Source organism: Pseudoalteromonas sp. J2K-J599 (genome assembly GCF_059295115.2).
Genome location: NZ_CM200271.1, coordinates 1,219,705 through 1,235,766 on the forward strand (window position 1 = coordinate 1,219,705; position 16,062 = coordinate 1,235,766).

Below are 16,062 nucleotides of genomic sequence, written 5' to 3' on the forward strand. Positions count from 1 at the left end.
ATAGCCATCTGAGCATCCGGCATGCTTGCTGTTTGTAAGCGCATACGTTTTGATTGTTGAATCGCAAAAACATAATAATCAAAAAATGAGCCTACAATGAGCAAGCATCATATAAACACCCAGTGTATTCACGGACCACAAAAAGCAAACGACCCGCACGGCGCACTCACTTCTCCTTTGTATCAAACCTCTACCTTTCATTTTGAAAATGCCGCTCAAGGTGCTGCGCGTTTTGCAGGCGACGAACCTGGCTATATTTATACGCGCTTAGGAAACCCTACAACCACAGAGCTTGAACAAAAAGTTGCTCAACTAGAGAGCTGTGAAGCAGCTGCTGCAACCGCAACAGGTATGGGGGCTGTATCTGCCTCAGTACTGAGCTTTTTATCGCAAGGAGATCATCTTGTTGCATCAAGTGCTTTGTATGGTTGTACCTTTGCATTTTTCTCGCATATGTTGCCGCGCTGGGGAATCGAAGTCACTTTTGTTGATATGACCAACGAGGACGAACTACGCGCTGCTATCAAACCTAATTCAAAAATGATATTTGTAGAAACGCCAATCAACCCCACTATGGCGGTTATTGATTTGGCACTCATTGGCGCAGTTGCTAAAGAGCACAACTTAATTAGTGTGGTCGACAACACCTTTTTAACGCCGCTACTGCAATCACCCAAAAAATACGGCATCGATATAATAATGCACAGTGCGACCAAGTACTTAAACGGCCACGGAGACGTGGTAGCGGGTATTGTATGTGGATCGCTTGAGCACATAACACACATTAAAATGACCGTATTAAAAGATATTGGTGCAACCATAAGCCCACACGATGCATGGCTAATTAATCGAGGCCTAAAAACACTCGCTATTAGAATAGAGCGCCATTGTCAAAGCGCACAAACAATAGCGCAATATCTAGAAGCACATCCACAAGTAAGCACCGTATATTACCCGGGGCTTAAATCGCACCCTGGTTATAAGTTTATTGGTAACCAAATGCAAGCCGCTGGTGGTGTTATTGCGTTTGAAATAAAAGGCACGCTACAAGATGGCGCACAATTTATTGATAGTATGAAACTTTGTACACTTGCAGTAAGCCTCGGCGATGCTGAAACACTAATTCAGCATCCTGCATCTATGACTCACTCACCTTATACGCCAGAGGAGCGAGCCGCCGCTGGAATAAGTGATGGGCTGATCAGACTCTCGGTTGGGCTTGAAGATGTTAACGACATTATTAGTGATTTAGACCAAGCTTTTACTAAAGTTGGTTAGGTGTATTTAATTGTGTACACATAAAAACAACCTACAGGCCTTTATTTAAATGCCTGTATTTTTAATGTGCCACAGGTGTAATTTTAAATTTACGATATAGGTGATCGCGCTAAATACTGATATTAGCCTATCTATTAAACTTTTCTTCACTTTTGCATAGTATGGGGTCATTCGATATTCATCAGGTTTGAGTATCACACTGACACCGATTTAGGGCTCACACCCAAGAAGGTACTTATGGCTAAAGCAAGTAAATACACATCCAAAACACCAGACGAAAATGGTGTTATACACTGGAGTGATGAAGAAAATAAAATTTGGTCTGAGCTTGTAGCGCGCCAACTTGCATGCATTGAAGGCAAAGCCTGCAACGAGTACATGCAAGGGTTAAAAAAGATTAACCTGCCGCACGACCGTATTCCGCAGTTAAGCGAACTAAATGAAGTGTTACTAGCCACTACCGGTTGGCAAGTTGCACCAGTACCTGCGCTTATCGACTTTGATGAGTTTTTTAGATTACTGGCAAACAAGCAGTTTCCGGTAGCTACATTTATTCGTAGCCGCGAAAAGTTTGATTACCTACAAGAGCCAGATATTTTTCATGAAATATTTGGCCACTGCGCCATGCTAACTAATCCTGACTTTGCCGAGTTTACGCACAAGTACGGGCAATTAGGTTACGCAGCGCAGAAAAAAGACCGTGTATACCTTGCGCGTATATACTGGTTTACGGTTGAATTTGGTTTAATGCAAACCGAAGACGGTCTGCGTATTTACGGAGGTGGTATTTTATCAAGCCCAGGGGAGACTCAGTACGTATACTCAAATACGCCAGAAATCAGCCCAATGAATGTGCTTGATGTACTGCGTACGCCGTACCGTATTGATATTATGCAACCACAGTACTACACCATAAATTCGATTCATGATCTGTTTGATATATCGCAAATGGATATTATGACTTTGGTTGAGCGAGCTAAAGAGCTTGGTTTGCACGACCCAAAATTTCCACCAAAAGAAAAATTAGCCAGTTAAACATTAATGCTAAAAAAGCTAAAAGTAAGGATTTAGAATGTCTTCATTAAGTGCACAAAAATGCGAAGCCTGTCATGTAGATGCGCCAAAAGTATCTGACGAAGAGTTAGCACAATTAATTACTAAAATCCCAGACTGGGTACCAGAAGTGCGTGACGGCATTATGCAGCTTGAGCGTGTTTATAAATTTAAAAACTTTAAACAAGCTATCGCATTTACTAACAAAGTAGGCGACATGGCAGAAGACGAAGGCCACCACCCAGGTTTATTAACCGAGTGGGGCAAAGTAACCGTTACATGGTGGAGCCATTCAATCAAAGGCCTACATAAAAACGACTTTATTTGCGCAGCTAAAACAGACGACGTATTTAACGCGCTGTAATTAAAAGTATTAATTGAGCAAACCCAAAAGCACTTATTTTTATAAGTGCTTTTTTAGTTTTGGGAGGTTTTTCCGTAGGTTGGATTGAGTGAAACGAAATCCTATGGCTAATTAATGCGTTTTAATTAAACTTTATTTTTATATAGACGTTTATGCTTTATTGTGGGACCTGATTTTAATATTTAGCTTTTTACTAAATAAAAAAGTCTATTTTCAATCCAAGGAAAGATAATGAATAGCAAAATGAAAATATATATAGGTTTATCCACATTAGTAATTATTACATCTTTAGTGATAATTTCCTTCATAACCTATTTCGGAATAGGCTATGCAAAAACGATTTCTGATTGGGGAGCTACGGGGGACTTCTTTGGAGGGATACTTAACCCCATATTATCTTTTTCAACAGTACTCTTATTAATATTTTCTTTAAGAATGCAGCTTAAGGAGCTTAGTCTTACCAGGGAAGAAATGACTCTTAACAGAGAGGAGATGACCTTAACTAGAGAAGAACATAAGAAATCGAGAGTGTCACAAGAGTCACAGCAAGCGGTTTCTTATCAATTGCTCAACGAGGAAAAGAGTAACCAACTTTTAAAGTTGATTGAGAAGGAAGAGAATAAAATAGAGCAGTGCTTGAATTGGCAATATACAGCTAACTTAAAGCTTGGTGATTTGAGTGAGTCTAGATTACGTACAGCAATCGATAGTATACAGCCATCCGCTAAAGCGAATAGTTTAAAAGCTAATGTACTCCTTTTAGAAAATGCATTTATAAATAAAGTTAAACTAGTAACACTATTTGCTGAGATAAATGATGGTGAATTCAGGAGTTATCTGGTTGAAAGTGTTTTAGATCAATTAAATTACTTATTTGAAGTTAAGCATTTTTTCAAAGGCTCAGAAAGATCCTCTTGGTTAGTGGGCGCTTTGGATGGTTTAGAAAAACATGCCGAAAGATCATATTATATTAGGAGTATTGTCAATTATAAGAGTTTATTAAGCGATTAAAATTTGCAGGTGTAATTGACTATATTTTAATCTGACGTAGATAAGTAATCGTTTAAAGAAAAGCCCTAAACCCAAAGGACTTAGCGCTTTTCTATATACAATTAAAGTTCAGCTAAAACACTTAACTTCAAAGTATCGTTGGGTTTTGTTTCACTCAACCCAACCGACTGTTACTCATCAATTGAGCGTAGTAGGGCGTTAATGCCTACTTTTTCACGTGTTTGTTGATCTACTTTTTTCACGATAATTGCAGCGTAAAGGCTGTGGGTGCCATCTTTTGACGGTAGTGCGCCTGGTACAACTACTGCGCCTGCTGGTACGCGGCCGTAGTGAATTTCGCCAGTTTCGCGGTCATAAATACGGGTGCTTTGGCTGATGTAAACGCCCATTGAAATTACCGCGCCTTCTTCAACAATTACGCCTTCAACAATTTCAGAACGTGCGCCAATAAAGCAGTTGTCTTCAATGATGGTTGGGTTAGCTTGTAGAGGCTCTAAAACGCCGCCTATGCCAACGCCACCTGATAAATGTACGTTCTTACCAATTTGTGCACACGAGCCTACAGTTGCCCATGTATCAACCATGGTGCCGTCGTCAACATATGCGCCAATGTTTACGTACGATGGCATAAGTACTACGTTTTTACCTACAAAGCTGCCTTTACGCGCTACTGCGTTTGGCACTACGCGCATACCGCCTTGCTGAAATTGCTCTGGCGTGTAGTCGCTAAATTTAAGCGGTACTTTGTCGTAAAACTGGTTTACGCCGTCGTTCATTGGTTGGTTGTCGCGAATACGAAACGACAGTAATACTGCTTTTTTAAGCCACTGGTGTACAACCCATTCACCTGATATTTTTTCAGCAACGCGTGCTGCGCCGCTATCAAGTAAATCAAGTGCGTCGATAATGGCTTGTTTTACGTCGCTAGATACTGTGCTTGGGCTAATGCTATCGCGGTTGTCCCATGCGTTTTCGATCATCGTTTTTAAATCTGACATGTGTGTCCTCTATTCTGTTTCGGCGTTGAATTTTTTACGTAATGCCTGATGAATTTTTGCTTGCTCTTCATCAGTCAGCGCTTGGTATTCGTTATTAGATACGACAAAGAAATCCTCGGCACGTTCACCTACCGTTGTAATGCGGGCAGCGTGAATGTGTAGTAAATGCGCTTGGAAAACTTCGGCTATTTTGGTTAGTAAACCTTGTATATCGACGGCTTGAATTTCTATTAAGCTACGGTCTTTGCGTGCATGTGGGCGCAACACAATTTTAGGTTTAATATTAAAATCTTTAAAGCGTTGCGAGCGGCTCTTTTTAAAGCGAATTTTTTTACGCGGATCGCTCAGTGCTTGCTCAAGCCCACGTTTAATTGATTGCGCTCGACCACTTGCAATAGGGTCGCCACTTACTTCAAGTATTACAAAGCTAAACAGGACGTAACCGTCTTTTGTGGTCAGTACTTGCGCGTGCTGTATTTGTGCTTTTTTAGAGCCAATTACACTCACTAATCTTGCAAATAGTGCTCCAGAGTAAGGGCTGTATACAAATACTTGTGTACCACCATGCATTGCTTTGTTAGATACAATTACACTGGGTTGGCTTAAATCGGTGCTGCTTAATAAATGCTCACTTTGCCACGATATTTGTTGTTCGCTAAAGGCGGTAAAGTAGTTGGCTTTAAAGCGACTCCAAATTAAATCAATTTTATTCTCAGGGTAGCCTAAGTTGAGTAGACGTTGTTTAGCTTGGTGCTTTTTATCGCGAATTTGGTCGCGCTGATCCATTGGGTTTTCGAGCCCTAGACGCAAAGCGCGTTGCGTGTGTAAGTAGAGCTCACGCAGTAGGGTGTTTTTCCAATCGTTCCATAAGTTGTCGTTGGTTGCACGTATGTCGGCAACGGTTAAACAATATAAGTAGTCGAGTTGGCGCTCTGTTTTAACGCGTGTAGCGAAGTCTTTTATTACAGCAGGATCGTTAATGTCTTTACGCTGTGCGGTAACCGACATAAGTAAATGATTACTTACAAGCCATGCAACGAGCTTTGCATCCACCGATGAAAAACCATGTAATTTAGCAAATGCTATTGCGTCAACAGCGCCAAGTTCTGAGTGGTCGCCACCTCGGCCTTTAGCAATGTCGTGAAATATACCGGCTAAATAAAGTAGCTCTGGTTTGTCCATTCGAGTGACTATTTCACTACAAATAGGAAACTCGCTAATGCCTGTTTTATCAAAATATTCGTAAATGTTTTTGATTAATTTGTGAGTGTGCTCATCTACGGTGTAGGCGTGAAACAAATCAAACTGCATTTGCCCAAATATATTACGCCACTGCGGTAAGTAGGCGGCAAGCATGCCGTGCTTGTGCATGAGCGTAAATGCGCGGCCCATGCCGTTAGGATGTTTAACTAAGCGTAAAAAGGCTTCACGACAGGCTGCATAATCTTGTAAATCCCCTAATAAACGGCGGCGTACTTGGCGAATTGTACGAATAGTGCTTGGGTAAATATGCGTTATTGCAGGGTTGTCTGCTATGTGCTCAAACAATACAAAAAGTTGGTCACGTCTAAAAAATACAGATGGATCTTTTACGCGTATTTGATGGCCCACTTGCTCAAAGTTTCTGTCGAGTACTATCACCGTTTTTTCACTACTTTCGGGCATGATACTTTGCTCAAAGTATGAAAGTAGCATTTGGTTAAGTTCGCGAACGCGGCTCATTATTCTAAATAAGCGCTTCATCATACGCTCAACAGAGGCTTTACCGTCGCTACCAAAACCTAAAATTTCGGCGGCTTGGGGTTGATGATCAAACAATAAGCGGTTTTCAGCCCGACCTGCTGCTAGATGCAGTGCAAAGCGAATATTCCATAGATTTTCTAGGCACTCAGAAAGCTCTTGAAACTCTTCATGGGTTAAGTAGCCGTGACTTATTAACTCTTGCAGGGTTTCGGTTCTAAAGTGCTTTTTTGCAACCCAAATAATGGTTTGCAAGTCGCGCAGGCCACCGGGGTTTTCTTTAATGTTTGGCTCAAGATTATACGCGGTGCCGTGGCACTTTTTGTGACGTAAGTTTTGTTCTTGAACTTTGGCAGTAAAAAACTCACCGGAGCGCCATACGGGTGTTTCTAGAATATGCGTTTTGAGTTTTTCAAACTCAATATGATTACCAAAAATAAGGCGGCTTTCAAGTAAGCTGGTGGCAAAAGTAACGTCTTCACGTTTTTGATCAATGGCTTGTTCTATAGTGCGCACGCTGTGACCAATCTCTAAGTTGAGATCCCATAGCATGGTGACAAACTGGCCTATTTTTTCGCATATTTCTTCGCTTGGCGGTTTAGTTACAAGCAATAAAAAATCGATGTCGGAGTAGGGATGTAGCTCCCCACGTCCGTATCCGCCTACTGCTATTAATGCTAAATCAGGTTCGCGCGCTAAGTCGTAAACATGAAAAAGCTTAATTAGTAGGCGGTCAATAAACTCAGCCCGGGCATTAATTAAATTCCCAACCGGTTGTTTAGAAAATTCGTTATGTAACCATTTATAAAAATAGCTAGAACAATCGCGATAATCGCTAAGTTGCTCAGCATCGCTGAGCAACTTTTTTACTTTGTTGGGTAATGCCACGTGGGCTGGCTCCTAATTTCTTATTTATTATTAGTGTTCTATGATCCTGTCGATAGTATCATCTGATCGTAGCGTTAAAATTTCAACACCATTTTCAGTCACTAATAAAGTATGTTCCCACTGTGCAGACAAGCTGCGGTCGCGAGTTACTACAGTCCAATCATCTTTAAGTAGCTTACATTGGCGTTTACCCGCATTAACCATTGGCTCAATTGTTAAGCACATGCCCGCTTTTAAAGTTTCGCCAGTACCCGCTTTACCGTAGTGCATTACTTGTGGTTCTTCATGAAATCCTGCGCCAATACCGTGGCCGCAATATTCACGAACAATAGAGTAATTAAAACTTTCGGCATATTTTTGAATAGCAGAGCCAATATCACCTAAGCGCACACCTGGTTTTACCATTTTAATAGCAAGGTATAAGCTTTCTTGTGTTACTTCTGCAAGACGCTTAGCTTGGATGTTTGGTGTACCAACGTGGAACATTTTAGAAGTATCGCCGTGGTAGCCATCTTTAATGACAGTGACGTCAATATTTACGCTGTCGCCTTCTTTTAATGCTTTGTCATTTGGAATTCCGTGACAAATAACATGATTAACTGACGTACAAACTGATTTTGGAAAGCCATGATAATTTAACGGAGCAGGGATTGCTTGTTGCACATTAACAATATAATCATGACAAAGTGTATTTAGCTCATCGGTGGTAACACCCGGCACTACATGAGGACCGATCATTTCAAGTACATCGGCCGCTAAGCGTCCAGCTACGCGCATTTTCTCTATTTCTTCAGGGGTCTTGATAATAGCGCTCATTGAGGCTCCAAAGTTGAGTTTCTAACATTTATCGCCGAACAAATTTTGCACGCGACGTTGAGTATTTAATTTTAATATGGTATAAAGCGCGCCGTCTTTTTACAAATAAATTCTTAAATGATTTTTTGTATTTAAGGCAAACACAATTTTATTTTAACACACACACGTATCGTCACATACACTTGGGTGCATTTGAAGTTTAATTACTTCGGTGTTGGTGCTATGGGATATGTGGAGGCCTAACCCTAAACAACTATAGAGGATCTATAAAATGGCAAACGTTTCAATGCGCGATATGCTTCAAGCTGGTGTTCACTTTGGTCACCAAGCACGTTACTGGAACCCTAAGATGAAGCCTTTCATCTTCGGCACACGTAACCGTGTACATATCATCAACCTTGAGCAAACTGTACCAATGTTCAACGACGCACTTAAGTTTTTATCAAGTGCTGCAGCAAACAAAGGTAAAGTTCTTTTCGTTGGTACTAAGCGCGCAGCAAGCGACGCAGTTAAAGCAGCTGCTTTAGAAAGCGATCAGTTCTTCGTAAATCACCGTTGGTTAGGTGGTATGTTGACTAACTGGAAAACTGTACGTCAATCAATCAAGCGTCTTAAAGACCTTGAAGCACAAAGCCAAGACGGTACTTTCGAGAAATTAACTAAGAAAGAAACGTTAATGCTTAACCGCGAAATGGAAAAGCTTGAAAAAAGCCTTGGTGGTATCAAAAACATGGGCGGTCTTCCAGACGCGCTTTTCGTTATCGATGCTGACCACGAGCACATTGCTATCCGTGAAGCAAACAACCTAGGTATCCCTGTTGTTGCAATCGTTGATACTAACTCTAACCCAGACGGCGTTGATTACATCGTTCCTGGTAACGATGATGCTATCCGTGCTGTAAGCCTTTACACTAGCGCTGTTGCAGCTGCTATCACTGAAGGTCGCGAGAATAACATCGTTGCTCAAGCTGAGAAAGACGATTTCGTTGAAGCTGAGTAATTAGCTATCATCAAGTCTTCATCTTTTTAAGGTGAAGACTTGTTATTCTTGTAGAGCGGGTAACCCGCTTATCTAAACCAGATTTCAGATTTGAGGATTTACTAATGGCTGTAACTACTGCCCTAGTTAAAGAATTACGCGAGCGCACAGGCGCTGGCATGATGGATTGTAAAAAAGCGTTAACTGAGACTGATGGCGACATCGAGTTAGCGATTGAAAACATGCGTAAAAGTGGCGCTGCTAAAGCTGCTAAAAAAGCAGGTAACATTGCTGCTGAAGGTACTATCATCATCAAGCAAAACGCTGGTGTTGCAGTACTAGTAGAAGTTAACTGTCAAACAGATTTCGTTGCAAAAGACGTAAGCTTTTTAGCATTTGCTGATAAAGTTGCTGAAGCTGCAATTGCTGACACTCTTACTATCGAAGACTTACAAGCTAAGTTTGAAGAAGACCGTGTTGAGCTAGTAACTAAAATTGGCGAAAACATCAACGTACGTCGTCTACAGTACATTGCTGGTGAAAACCTAGTTGAGTACCGTCATGGCGACCGTATCGGTGTTGTTGTTGCAGGTGTTGCTGATGAAGAAACACTTAAGCACGTTGCAATGCACGTTGCTGCTTCACGTCCAGAGTACTTAACTCCTTCAGACGTACCAGCTGACGTTGTAGAAAAAGAAAAGCAAGTACAAATCGAAATCGCGATGAATGAAGGCAAGCCTGCTGAAATCGCTGAGAAGATGGTTGTTGGTCGCATGAAAAAATTCACTGGTGAGGTTTCTCTTACTGGTCAAGCTTTCATCATGGAACCTAAAAAATCTGTTGGCGATATTCTTAAAGAGAAAAACGCAACAGTTACTGGCTTTGTACGTGTAGAAGTTGGTGAAGGTATCGAGAAGAAAGAAGAAGATTTTGCTGCTGAAGTTGCTGCTCAAATTGCAGCTGCTAAAGGTCAGTAAGATTAACTATTTGTGATGCAAAAGGAAATTAGATGCAATTAAAGTACTATTTGGTTTTGCTTCACAGCTAGAAATTCTTTAAAATAACCGCGCTTTTATGTTTAACATAAGCGCGGTTATTTTTTATCCATAATTCAATAAAAGTTGGCCCCTATACTATGACTATCAATCGCAAACCTATTTTTAGACGTGTTCTTCTCAAATTAAGTGGTGAAGCTTTAATGGGAGACGAAGGCTTCGGCATCGACCCAAAAGTTTTAGACCGTATGGCACAAGAAATTAAAGAGCTAGTAGAGCTTGACGTAGAAGTGGGTTTAGTTATTGGTGGAGGTAACTTTTTACGCGGTGGTTCACTTGCAGAAGCAGGTATGAACCGCGTAGTAGGCGACCACATGGGTATGCTTGCAACGGTTATGAACGGCCTTGCAATGCGTGATGCGCTACACCGTGCATTTGTAAACTGTCGTTTAATGTCGGCTATTCCGCTAAATGGTGTATGTGACGCTTATAACTGGGCTGAAGCAATTAGTTTACTTAAAACTGGCCGCGTTGTTATTTTTGCAGCGGGCACTGGCAACCCATTTTTTACTACCGATTCTGCAGCGTGTTTACGCGGTATCGAAATTGAAGCGGATACAGTAATTAAGGCGACTAAAGTGGATGGTGTGTACAGTGATGATCCTGTTAAAAACCCAGAAGCGACGCTTTACAGCCACTTAAGCTACAATGAAATCATTGAAAAAGAATTAAAAGTTATGGATTTAGCGGCATTTACTCTAGCCCGCGATCACAATATGCCATTGAGCGTATTTAATATGAATAAATCAGGCGCGCTAAAACGCGTAATTATGGGTGAAGAAGAAGGAACACTTATTTCTTCACAAGCCTCAGATGAAATAATCAAATAATTAGGATTAAACCGTGATTAACGATATTCAAAAAGACGCGCAAGCGCGCATGCAAAAAAGTGTAACTGCACTAGGTAGCCAATTATCTAAAATTCGTACTGGCCGTGCACATCCTGCAATCCTAGATGGTATTATGGTGTCGTACTACGGTGCACCAACGCCTTTAAACCAAGTTGCTAACGTAACAATTGAAGATTCTCGTACACTTGCTATTGGTGTATTTGATAAGTCTTTAGCGCAAGCTGTTGAAAAAGCAATTATGGCGTCTGACTTAGGTTTAAACCCTATGTCGGCAGGTACTGTTATTCGTGTACCACTTCCTCCACTTACAGAAGAGCGTCGTAAAGACCTAATCAAAATTGTACGTGGCGAAGTTGAAGGCGGTCGTGTTGCTATTCGTAACATTCGTCGTGATGCTAATGGTGATGTAAAAGGTTTATTAAAAGATAAAGAAATATCTGAAGATGAAGCGCGTCAATCAGATGATGCGATTCAAAAACTGACAGATAAATTTATCAAAGAAATGGATACGCTATTAGCTGCTAAAGAAGCAGAGTTAATGGAAATCTAAGTAAGTCCCTGTTTATTTTTGAGGTTGAATTTGCAGTAGTATGTTTGGTTTTAAGGCAAAGCATAGCCTATGTAATGAGGTTATTTCCCATTATTAGGCGATAGCAATGCATAAAACCTAAAAACGCGCTGCCCAAAGGGTTCTGCCTAGATTGAATAAATTACAATCGTGAAAGGTCGACAGGACCTATTAAAATTATTAGTTTTGAAACGCCGTCTAGGGTATACTAGGCGGCGTTTTTTTATGGAATACTCAATATTTATGGTTCTAGATGCTGACACAATTTCACAGCAATGTTTACCCAAACATGTTGCTATCATCATGGATGGGAACGGACGTTGGGCACAAGCTAGAAATAGACCTCGTGTGTATGGGCATAAAAAAGGCGTAGACGCAGTTCGTCAATCTGTTCAGTTTTGTACTAAATTAGGGATACAATCGTTAACCTTATTTGCTTTTAGTAGTGAAAACTGGCGCCGCCCTGAAGACGAAGTAAACACTTTAATGGAGCTTTTCTTATTTGTTTTAACAAAGGAAGTTAAAAAGCTTCATAAAAACAATGTAAAACTGACCATTATTGGAGACTTATCACGATTTTCTGAAGGATTACGTAGCAAGGTAGACGCTGCGCATAAGCTGACTGAAAATAACACCGGATTGCGCTTAAATGTTGCAGCTAATTACGGTGGTCGTTGGGATATGGCTAACGCGGCTAAACAACTTGCTTTGCAAGTTGCGCAAGGCACACTCAACGCAGAAGATATTACAGAAGAGCGCTTAGCACAGCATATGAGCATGGCAGATCAGGCTGAACCTGATTTACTTATTCGCACTGGTGGCGATGTTCGTATTAGTAATTTTTTACTATGGCAAGTTGCTTATGCAGAACTTTACTTTACCGAGACACTTTGGCCTGATTTTAATGAAGCAGCATTTGCTGAGGCTATAGCGTGTTACGTTGCCAGAGAGCGACGTTTTGGTTGTACGGGCGAACAAATAAAACAATTACTCGCTCAAACCTAAATAGAATAAGGGTCACATTTTGTTAAAACAACGAATTTTAACCTCACTTGTGCTTGCACCATCGGCATTAGCTTTGGTTTTTTATACACCGCTTACGTTATTTAGTTACTTTGCCGGTGCAATAGTATTATTAGGCGCATGGGAATGGTCTGCGTTTATGGGTTTATGCGATAAGCTCAAACGTGGTGCTTTTGTTGTATTGATTGCAGCCTTACTTGGCCTGCTTAATTTACATTGGCCTATTGAATCACTATGGGAAAATGGCAAGCTAGTAGGTGATGCAAATTATGTATTTACGCTTTCGTTTGCTTGGTGGATTGTTGCTAGTTATTTAATTTGGCGCTATCCAGAAATGGCTAAAGCGTGGAATGAAGGTTTAGTAATGCGCGGCATTGCAGGTTTATTAACACTTGTGCCGTTATGGCTTGCACTAAATACGCTGCGCAGTGCGCAATATGCTGAATCAACACATTTTGGCTCGGTACTGATTTTAGTCGTATTGGGTATTGTGTGGAGTGCAGACGTTGGTGCTTATTTTTCAGGTAAGAGCTTTGGTAAGCATAAACTTATGCCAAAAGTGAGCCCTAATAAAACAATTGAAGGGTTAGCAGGCGGTGTAGTCGCTTCTATCATTTTTGTTTTAGCATTTTGTCACTTTACCGATGTTGATTTAGGTGTTTGGCCTATCTACGCGATAATGACTGCATTTATTGCATTGTTCTCTGCAGTAGGTGATTTACTTGAAAGCATGTTTAAACGTGAAGCTGGTTTAAAAGATAGCGGCCGTTGTTTACCTGGGCACGGCGGTATTTTAGACCGCATTGACAGCTTGACGGCTGCAGCTCCAATGTTTGTAATGTGCTATGCGTGGACTCTTAGTTTATGAGCCAAAAGCAATTGCTGGTTATTTTAGGCGCAACAGGTTCAATTGGTTTAAGTACACTCGATGTTGTATCGCGTAATAAAGAGTTATTTGATGTTTTTGTTTTAGCTGCAGGGCAAAACGCAAAAAAAATGGCTGAGCTGTGTATTGAACACGAACCACTTTATGCGATTATGGCTACCCAGCAAGCCGCTGAGCAGTTATCTGCTTATTTAGCTAATACACCATGTCAAACGCTTGTTATGCACGGCGAGCAAGCAATGTGCGACTTATGTGCTCACCCAGATGTTGATGTCGTGATGTCGGCAATTGTAGGTGCAGCTGGTTTACTACCTACATTAAGTGCAGTAGAAGCAGGTAAAAAAGTACTCCTTGCTAATAAAGAATCGTTAGTTATGTCAGGTCAGTTGTTTATTGATAAAGTTAAACAACATAAAGCGACCTTGCTACCAATTGATAGCGAACATAATGCTATTTTTCAATGCTTACCTCATTCACTACAAAATGCACAAAGCGATAAAAATCTGCAAGATAACGGCGTAAGTAAAATTTTGCTTACCGGTTCTGGTGGTCCGTTTTTAACGCGCGATATAAACACACTAAAAGATGTAACTGTAAGTGAAGCCGTGGCGCATCCTAACTGGTCGATGGGTCAAAAAATATCAGTAGACTCTGCAACTATGATGAATAAAGGCTTAGAGTTTATTGAAGCTAAGTGGTTATTCAATTGCGACACCAGTGATATAGACGTAGTGATACATCCACAAAGTATTATTCACTCAATGGTGCAATACCACGACGGTTCTATTTTAGCGCAAATGGGTAACCCTGATATGCGCACTCCAATTGCCCATGCACTTGCATACCCTGAGCGAATTAATGCAGGCGTTAAACCGTTAAACTTCTCTGATATATGTGATTTCTCATTCACCAAGCCTGACTTTTCTCGCTATCCAAACCTACAATTAGCGATTGATGCGTGTAGTGCCGGACAAGGTGCTACCACAACAGTAAACGCAGCAAATGAGATAGCAGTAAGTGCATTCTTAAACGGTAAAATTGGTTTTACTGATATATACAAAATAAATGCACAAACGCTTGAAGCTGCAACGTATACCAATGTACAAAGCTTAGATGAAATTTTAGAGTGCGATAAATTAGCGCGTATTAGCGCTTCAGAATTTATAACAAAAGTGGCGCATTAATATGTTTGATTTTTTTTGGAATCTTGGCTCATTTATTTTAGCGCTTGGTATTTTAGTGGCCATACATGAATATGGCCATTTTTGGGTTGCACGAAAAATGGGCGTTAAAGTGCTGCGTTTTTCAATTGGCTTTGGTAAGCCACTGTTAAAATGGCACGATAAATATAATACCGAATACGTGATTGCCGCTATTCCATTAGGCGGTTATGTAAAAATGCTTGATGAGCGTGTTGATGACGTGCCGGCAAACCAACGTCATTTATCGTTTAACGCTAAATCTGTACAAGCACGTATTGCCATAGTTGCAGCGGGTCCAATGGCAAACTTTTTGTTTGCCATTTTTGCTCTTGCTGTAATGTATATGGTGGGTGTGCAGTCGGTAAAGCCTGTGGTAGGTAGCATTACCGAGGGTAGCCGGGCAGAGCAAGCGGGCATTATGCCTTCTCAACATATTATAAAAATTGGTGATGATGACATAACGACATGGCAAGATGCCACGTTTGCACTTATGTCTAATTTAGGTGAAGAAAGCGTTGAAGTGATAGTGCGCGATAAAAACCTTCAACCACGTGTTAAAACCCTTAATTTAGAGGGGTGGAAACTAGATCAGCAAGACGTGCCACCACTAAGCTCGTTAGGTATTGTACCATTTAGACCTCAAGCCACTTTAACAATTGCCGCCGTGACTAAAGATTCAGCTGCAGAACACGCTAATTTACAAGTTAATGACACAATTTTGGCTGTAAACGGTGAAACAATAAGCAATTGGCAGCAATTAGTTAATCTTATTACGCAATCAGCTAACAAATCTTTACAATTTAGTGTAAAAAGACAAGATACTATAAAAGCCATTACAGTAACCCCTAAAGGGCGCATTGATAATAACGGTATTGAGCAAGGCTTTTTAGGCGTTGCTCCTGTTGTACAGCAATGGCCTAATGGTTATGTAGAGACTAGACATTACGGCCCGCTCGATAGTATCGTGCGAGGCACAAAAGAAACGTGGCGCTTAATTACACTCAGTTTTGATATGATTGGTAATTTAATTACAGGTCAGGTTTCGGTTAAGAATTTAAGTGGCCCTGTGGGCATTGCAGTAGGCGCTGGAACTAGCGTAAGCTATGGGTTAGTGGCCTTTTTAAGCTTTTTAGCCTTAATAAGCGTTAACTTGGGTGTATTTAATTTATTACCCTTACCAGTGCTTGATGGTGGACACTTAATGTATTACATAATTGAACTTTTTCGTAAAAAGCCGGTCTCTGAAAAGACACAAGAGTTTGGTTTTAAAGTGGGCGCCTTGTTGCTCATTTTTCTAACATGTTTCGCTTTGTTCAATGATGTATCGCGTTTGTAGTTTTACAGCGTGGC

At 40.8% G+C, this 16,062-nt stretch carries 15 protein-coding genes; 12 read left to right on the plus strand and 3 right to left on the minus strand.

Going from position 1 to position 16,062, the window contains the following annotated elements; genetic code table 11:
• Positions 1-96: 96 nt before the first annotated feature.
• The 4 genes from megL to AC5NT5_RS05580 all read left to right on the plus strand — a co-directional run bounded on the left by megL (position 97) and on the right by AC5NT5_RS05580 (position 3,706).
• Positions 97-1,278, plus strand: coding sequence for a methionine gamma-lyase (gene megL / locus AC5NT5_RS05565; RefSeq protein WP_494514296.1), 1,182 nt, complete (start codon positions 97-99; stop codon positions 1,276-1,278).
• Between the two features lie 237 nt (positions 1,279-1,515).
• Entirely contained in the window at positions 1,516-2,313 is a 798-nt protein-coding gene (gene phhA / locus AC5NT5_RS05570) for a phenylalanine 4-monooxygenase (RefSeq protein WP_494514295.1), read from the plus strand.
• Between the two features lie 37 nt (positions 2,314-2,350).
• Complete coding sequence (locus AC5NT5_RS05575; protein WP_002958326.1) at positions 2,351-2,695, plus strand: 4a-hydroxytetrahydrobiopterin dehydratase; 345 nt, start codon at positions 2,351-2,353, stop codon at positions 2,693-2,695.
• Positions 2,696-2,926: 231 nt separating this feature from the next.
• Positions 2,927-3,706 (plus strand): hypothetical protein, encoded by a 780-nt coding sequence (locus AC5NT5_RS05580; RefSeq protein WP_494514294.1) that lies wholly within the window; start codon positions 2,927-2,929, stop codon positions 3,704-3,706.
• 170 nt (positions 3,707-3,876) lie between these two features.
• On the opposite strand, the gene dapD is transcribed toward AC5NT5_RS05580, so the two are convergent.
• From dapD to map, 3 genes are read right to left on the minus strand one after another with little or no spacing between them, the layout of a single operon-like run.
• Positions 3,877-4,704 (minus strand): 2,3,4,5-tetrahydropyridine-2,6-dicarboxylate N-succinyltransferase, encoded by an 828-nt coding sequence (dapD, locus tag AC5NT5_RS05585; RefSeq protein WP_138584315.1) that lies wholly within the window; start codon positions 4,702-4,704, stop codon positions 3,877-3,879.
• 9 nt (positions 4,705-4,713) lie between these two features.
• Positions 4,714-7,332 carry a [protein-PII] uridylyltransferase gene (glnD, locus tag AC5NT5_RS05590; RefSeq protein ID WP_494514293.1) on the minus strand — a complete coding sequence of 873 codons (2,619 nt, stop codon included), beginning with the start codon at positions 7,330-7,332 and terminating at the stop codon, positions 4,714-4,716.
• Positions 7,333-7,362: 30 nt separating this feature from the next.
• The gene (map, locus tag AC5NT5_RS05595) at positions 7,363-8,148 is read right to left on the minus strand and encodes a type I methionyl aminopeptidase (protein ID WP_002958322.1); all 786 of its coding nucleotides are present in this window, start codon (positions 8,146-8,148) and stop codon (positions 7,363-7,365) included.
• A 271-nt stretch (positions 8,149-8,419) separates the two neighbouring features.
• Between map and rpsB the strand changes: the two genes are divergently transcribed.
• The 8 genes from rpsB (at position 8,420) to rseP (ending at position 16,048) form a co-directional block, all read left to right on the plus strand.
• Positions 8,420-9,148: a 30S ribosomal protein S2 gene (gene rpsB, locus AC5NT5_RS05600; RefSeq protein ID WP_002958321.1), complete on the plus strand. Its 729-nt coding sequence runs from the start codon at positions 8,420-8,422 to the stop codon at positions 9,146-9,148.
• Positions 9,149-9,252: 104 nt separating this feature from the next.
• Entirely contained in the window at positions 9,253-10,104 is an 852-nt protein-coding gene (tsf, locus tag AC5NT5_RS05605; protein WP_002958320.1) for a translation elongation factor Ts, read from the plus strand.
• Positions 10,105-10,262: 158 nt separating this feature from the next.
• On the plus strand, positions 10,263-11,012 hold the full coding sequence (pyrH, locus tag AC5NT5_RS05610) for a UMP kinase (protein WP_024596498.1): 750 nt from the start codon (positions 10,263-10,265) through the stop codon (positions 11,010-11,012).
• A 49-nt stretch (positions 11,013-11,061) separates the two neighbouring features.
• The gene (frr, locus tag AC5NT5_RS05615) at positions 11,062-11,583 is read left to right on the plus strand and encodes a ribosome recycling factor (protein ID WP_206013162.1); all 522 of its coding nucleotides are present in this window, start codon (positions 11,062-11,064) and stop codon (positions 11,581-11,583) included.
• A 243-nt stretch (positions 11,584-11,826) separates the two neighbouring features.
• On the plus strand, positions 11,827-12,606 hold the full coding sequence (gene uppS / locus AC5NT5_RS05620; protein WP_024596497.1) for an undecaprenyl pyrophosphate synthase: 780 nt from the start codon (positions 11,827-11,829) through the stop codon (positions 12,604-12,606).
• A 19-nt stretch (positions 12,607-12,625) separates the two neighbouring features.
• Positions 12,626-13,492, plus strand: a complete 867-nt coding sequence (locus tag AC5NT5_RS05625; protein WP_024606268.1) for a phosphatidate cytidylyltransferase — start codon at positions 12,626-12,628, stop codon at positions 13,490-13,492.
• On the plus strand, positions 13,489-14,694 hold the full coding sequence (ispC, locus tag AC5NT5_RS05630) for a 1-deoxy-D-xylulose-5-phosphate reductoisomerase (protein ID WP_494514292.1): 1,206 nt from the start codon (positions 13,489-13,491) through the stop codon (positions 14,692-14,694). The genes AC5NT5_RS05625 and ispC overlap by 4 nt, the downstream gene beginning before the upstream one ends.
• Position 14,695: 1 nt before the next feature.
• Positions 14,696-16,048 (plus strand): sigma E protease regulator RseP, encoded by a 1,353-nt coding sequence (gene rseP, locus AC5NT5_RS05635; RefSeq protein ID WP_494514291.1) that lies wholly within the window; start codon positions 14,696-14,698, stop codon positions 16,046-16,048.
• Positions 16,049-16,062: the final 14 nt, after the last annotated feature.

Coding starts and splice junctions, on each gene's coding strand:
- phhA (WP_494514295.1), top strand. CDS start 1,516: ATGGCTAAAGCAAGTAAATACACATCCAAAACACCAGACGAAAATGGT.
- map (WP_002958322.1), bottom strand. CDS start 8,148: ATGAGCGCTATTATCAAGACCCCTGAAGAAATAGAGAAAATGCGCGTA.
- pyrH (WP_024596498.1), top strand. CDS start 10,263: ATGACTATCAATCGCAAACCTATTTTTAGACGTGTTCTTCTCAAATTA.
- frr (WP_206013162.1), top strand. CDS start 11,062: ATGCAAAAAAGTGTAACTGCACTAGGTAGCCAATTATCTAAAATTCGT.
- tsf (WP_002958320.1), top strand. CDS start 9,253: ATGGCTGTAACTACTGCCCTAGTTAAAGAATTACGCGAGCGCACAGGC.
- rseP (WP_494514291.1), top strand. CDS start 14,696: ATGTTTGATTTTTTTTGGAATCTTGGCTCATTTATTTTAGCGCTTGGT.
- uppS (WP_024596497.1), top strand. CDS start 11,827: ATGGAATACTCAATATTTATGGTTCTAGATGCTGACACAATTTCACAG.
- AC5NT5_RS05580 (WP_494514294.1), top strand. CDS start 2,927: ATGAATAGCAAAATGAAAATATATATAGGTTTATCCACATTAGTAATT.
- megL (WP_494514296.1), top strand. CDS start 97: ATGAGCAAGCATCATATAAACACCCAGTGTATTCACGGACCACAAAAA.
- AC5NT5_RS05575 (WP_002958326.1), top strand. CDS start 2,351: ATGTCTTCATTAAGTGCACAAAAATGCGAAGCCTGTCATGTAGATGCG.
- dapD (WP_138584315.1), bottom strand. CDS start 4,704: ATGTCAGATTTAAAAACGATGATCGAAAACGCATGGGACAACCGCGAT.
- rpsB (WP_002958321.1), top strand. CDS start 8,420: ATGGCAAACGTTTCAATGCGCGATATGCTTCAAGCTGGTGTTCACTTT.
- ispC (WP_494514292.1), top strand. CDS start 13,489: ATGAGCCAAAAGCAATTGCTGGTTATTTTAGGCGCAACAGGTTCAATT.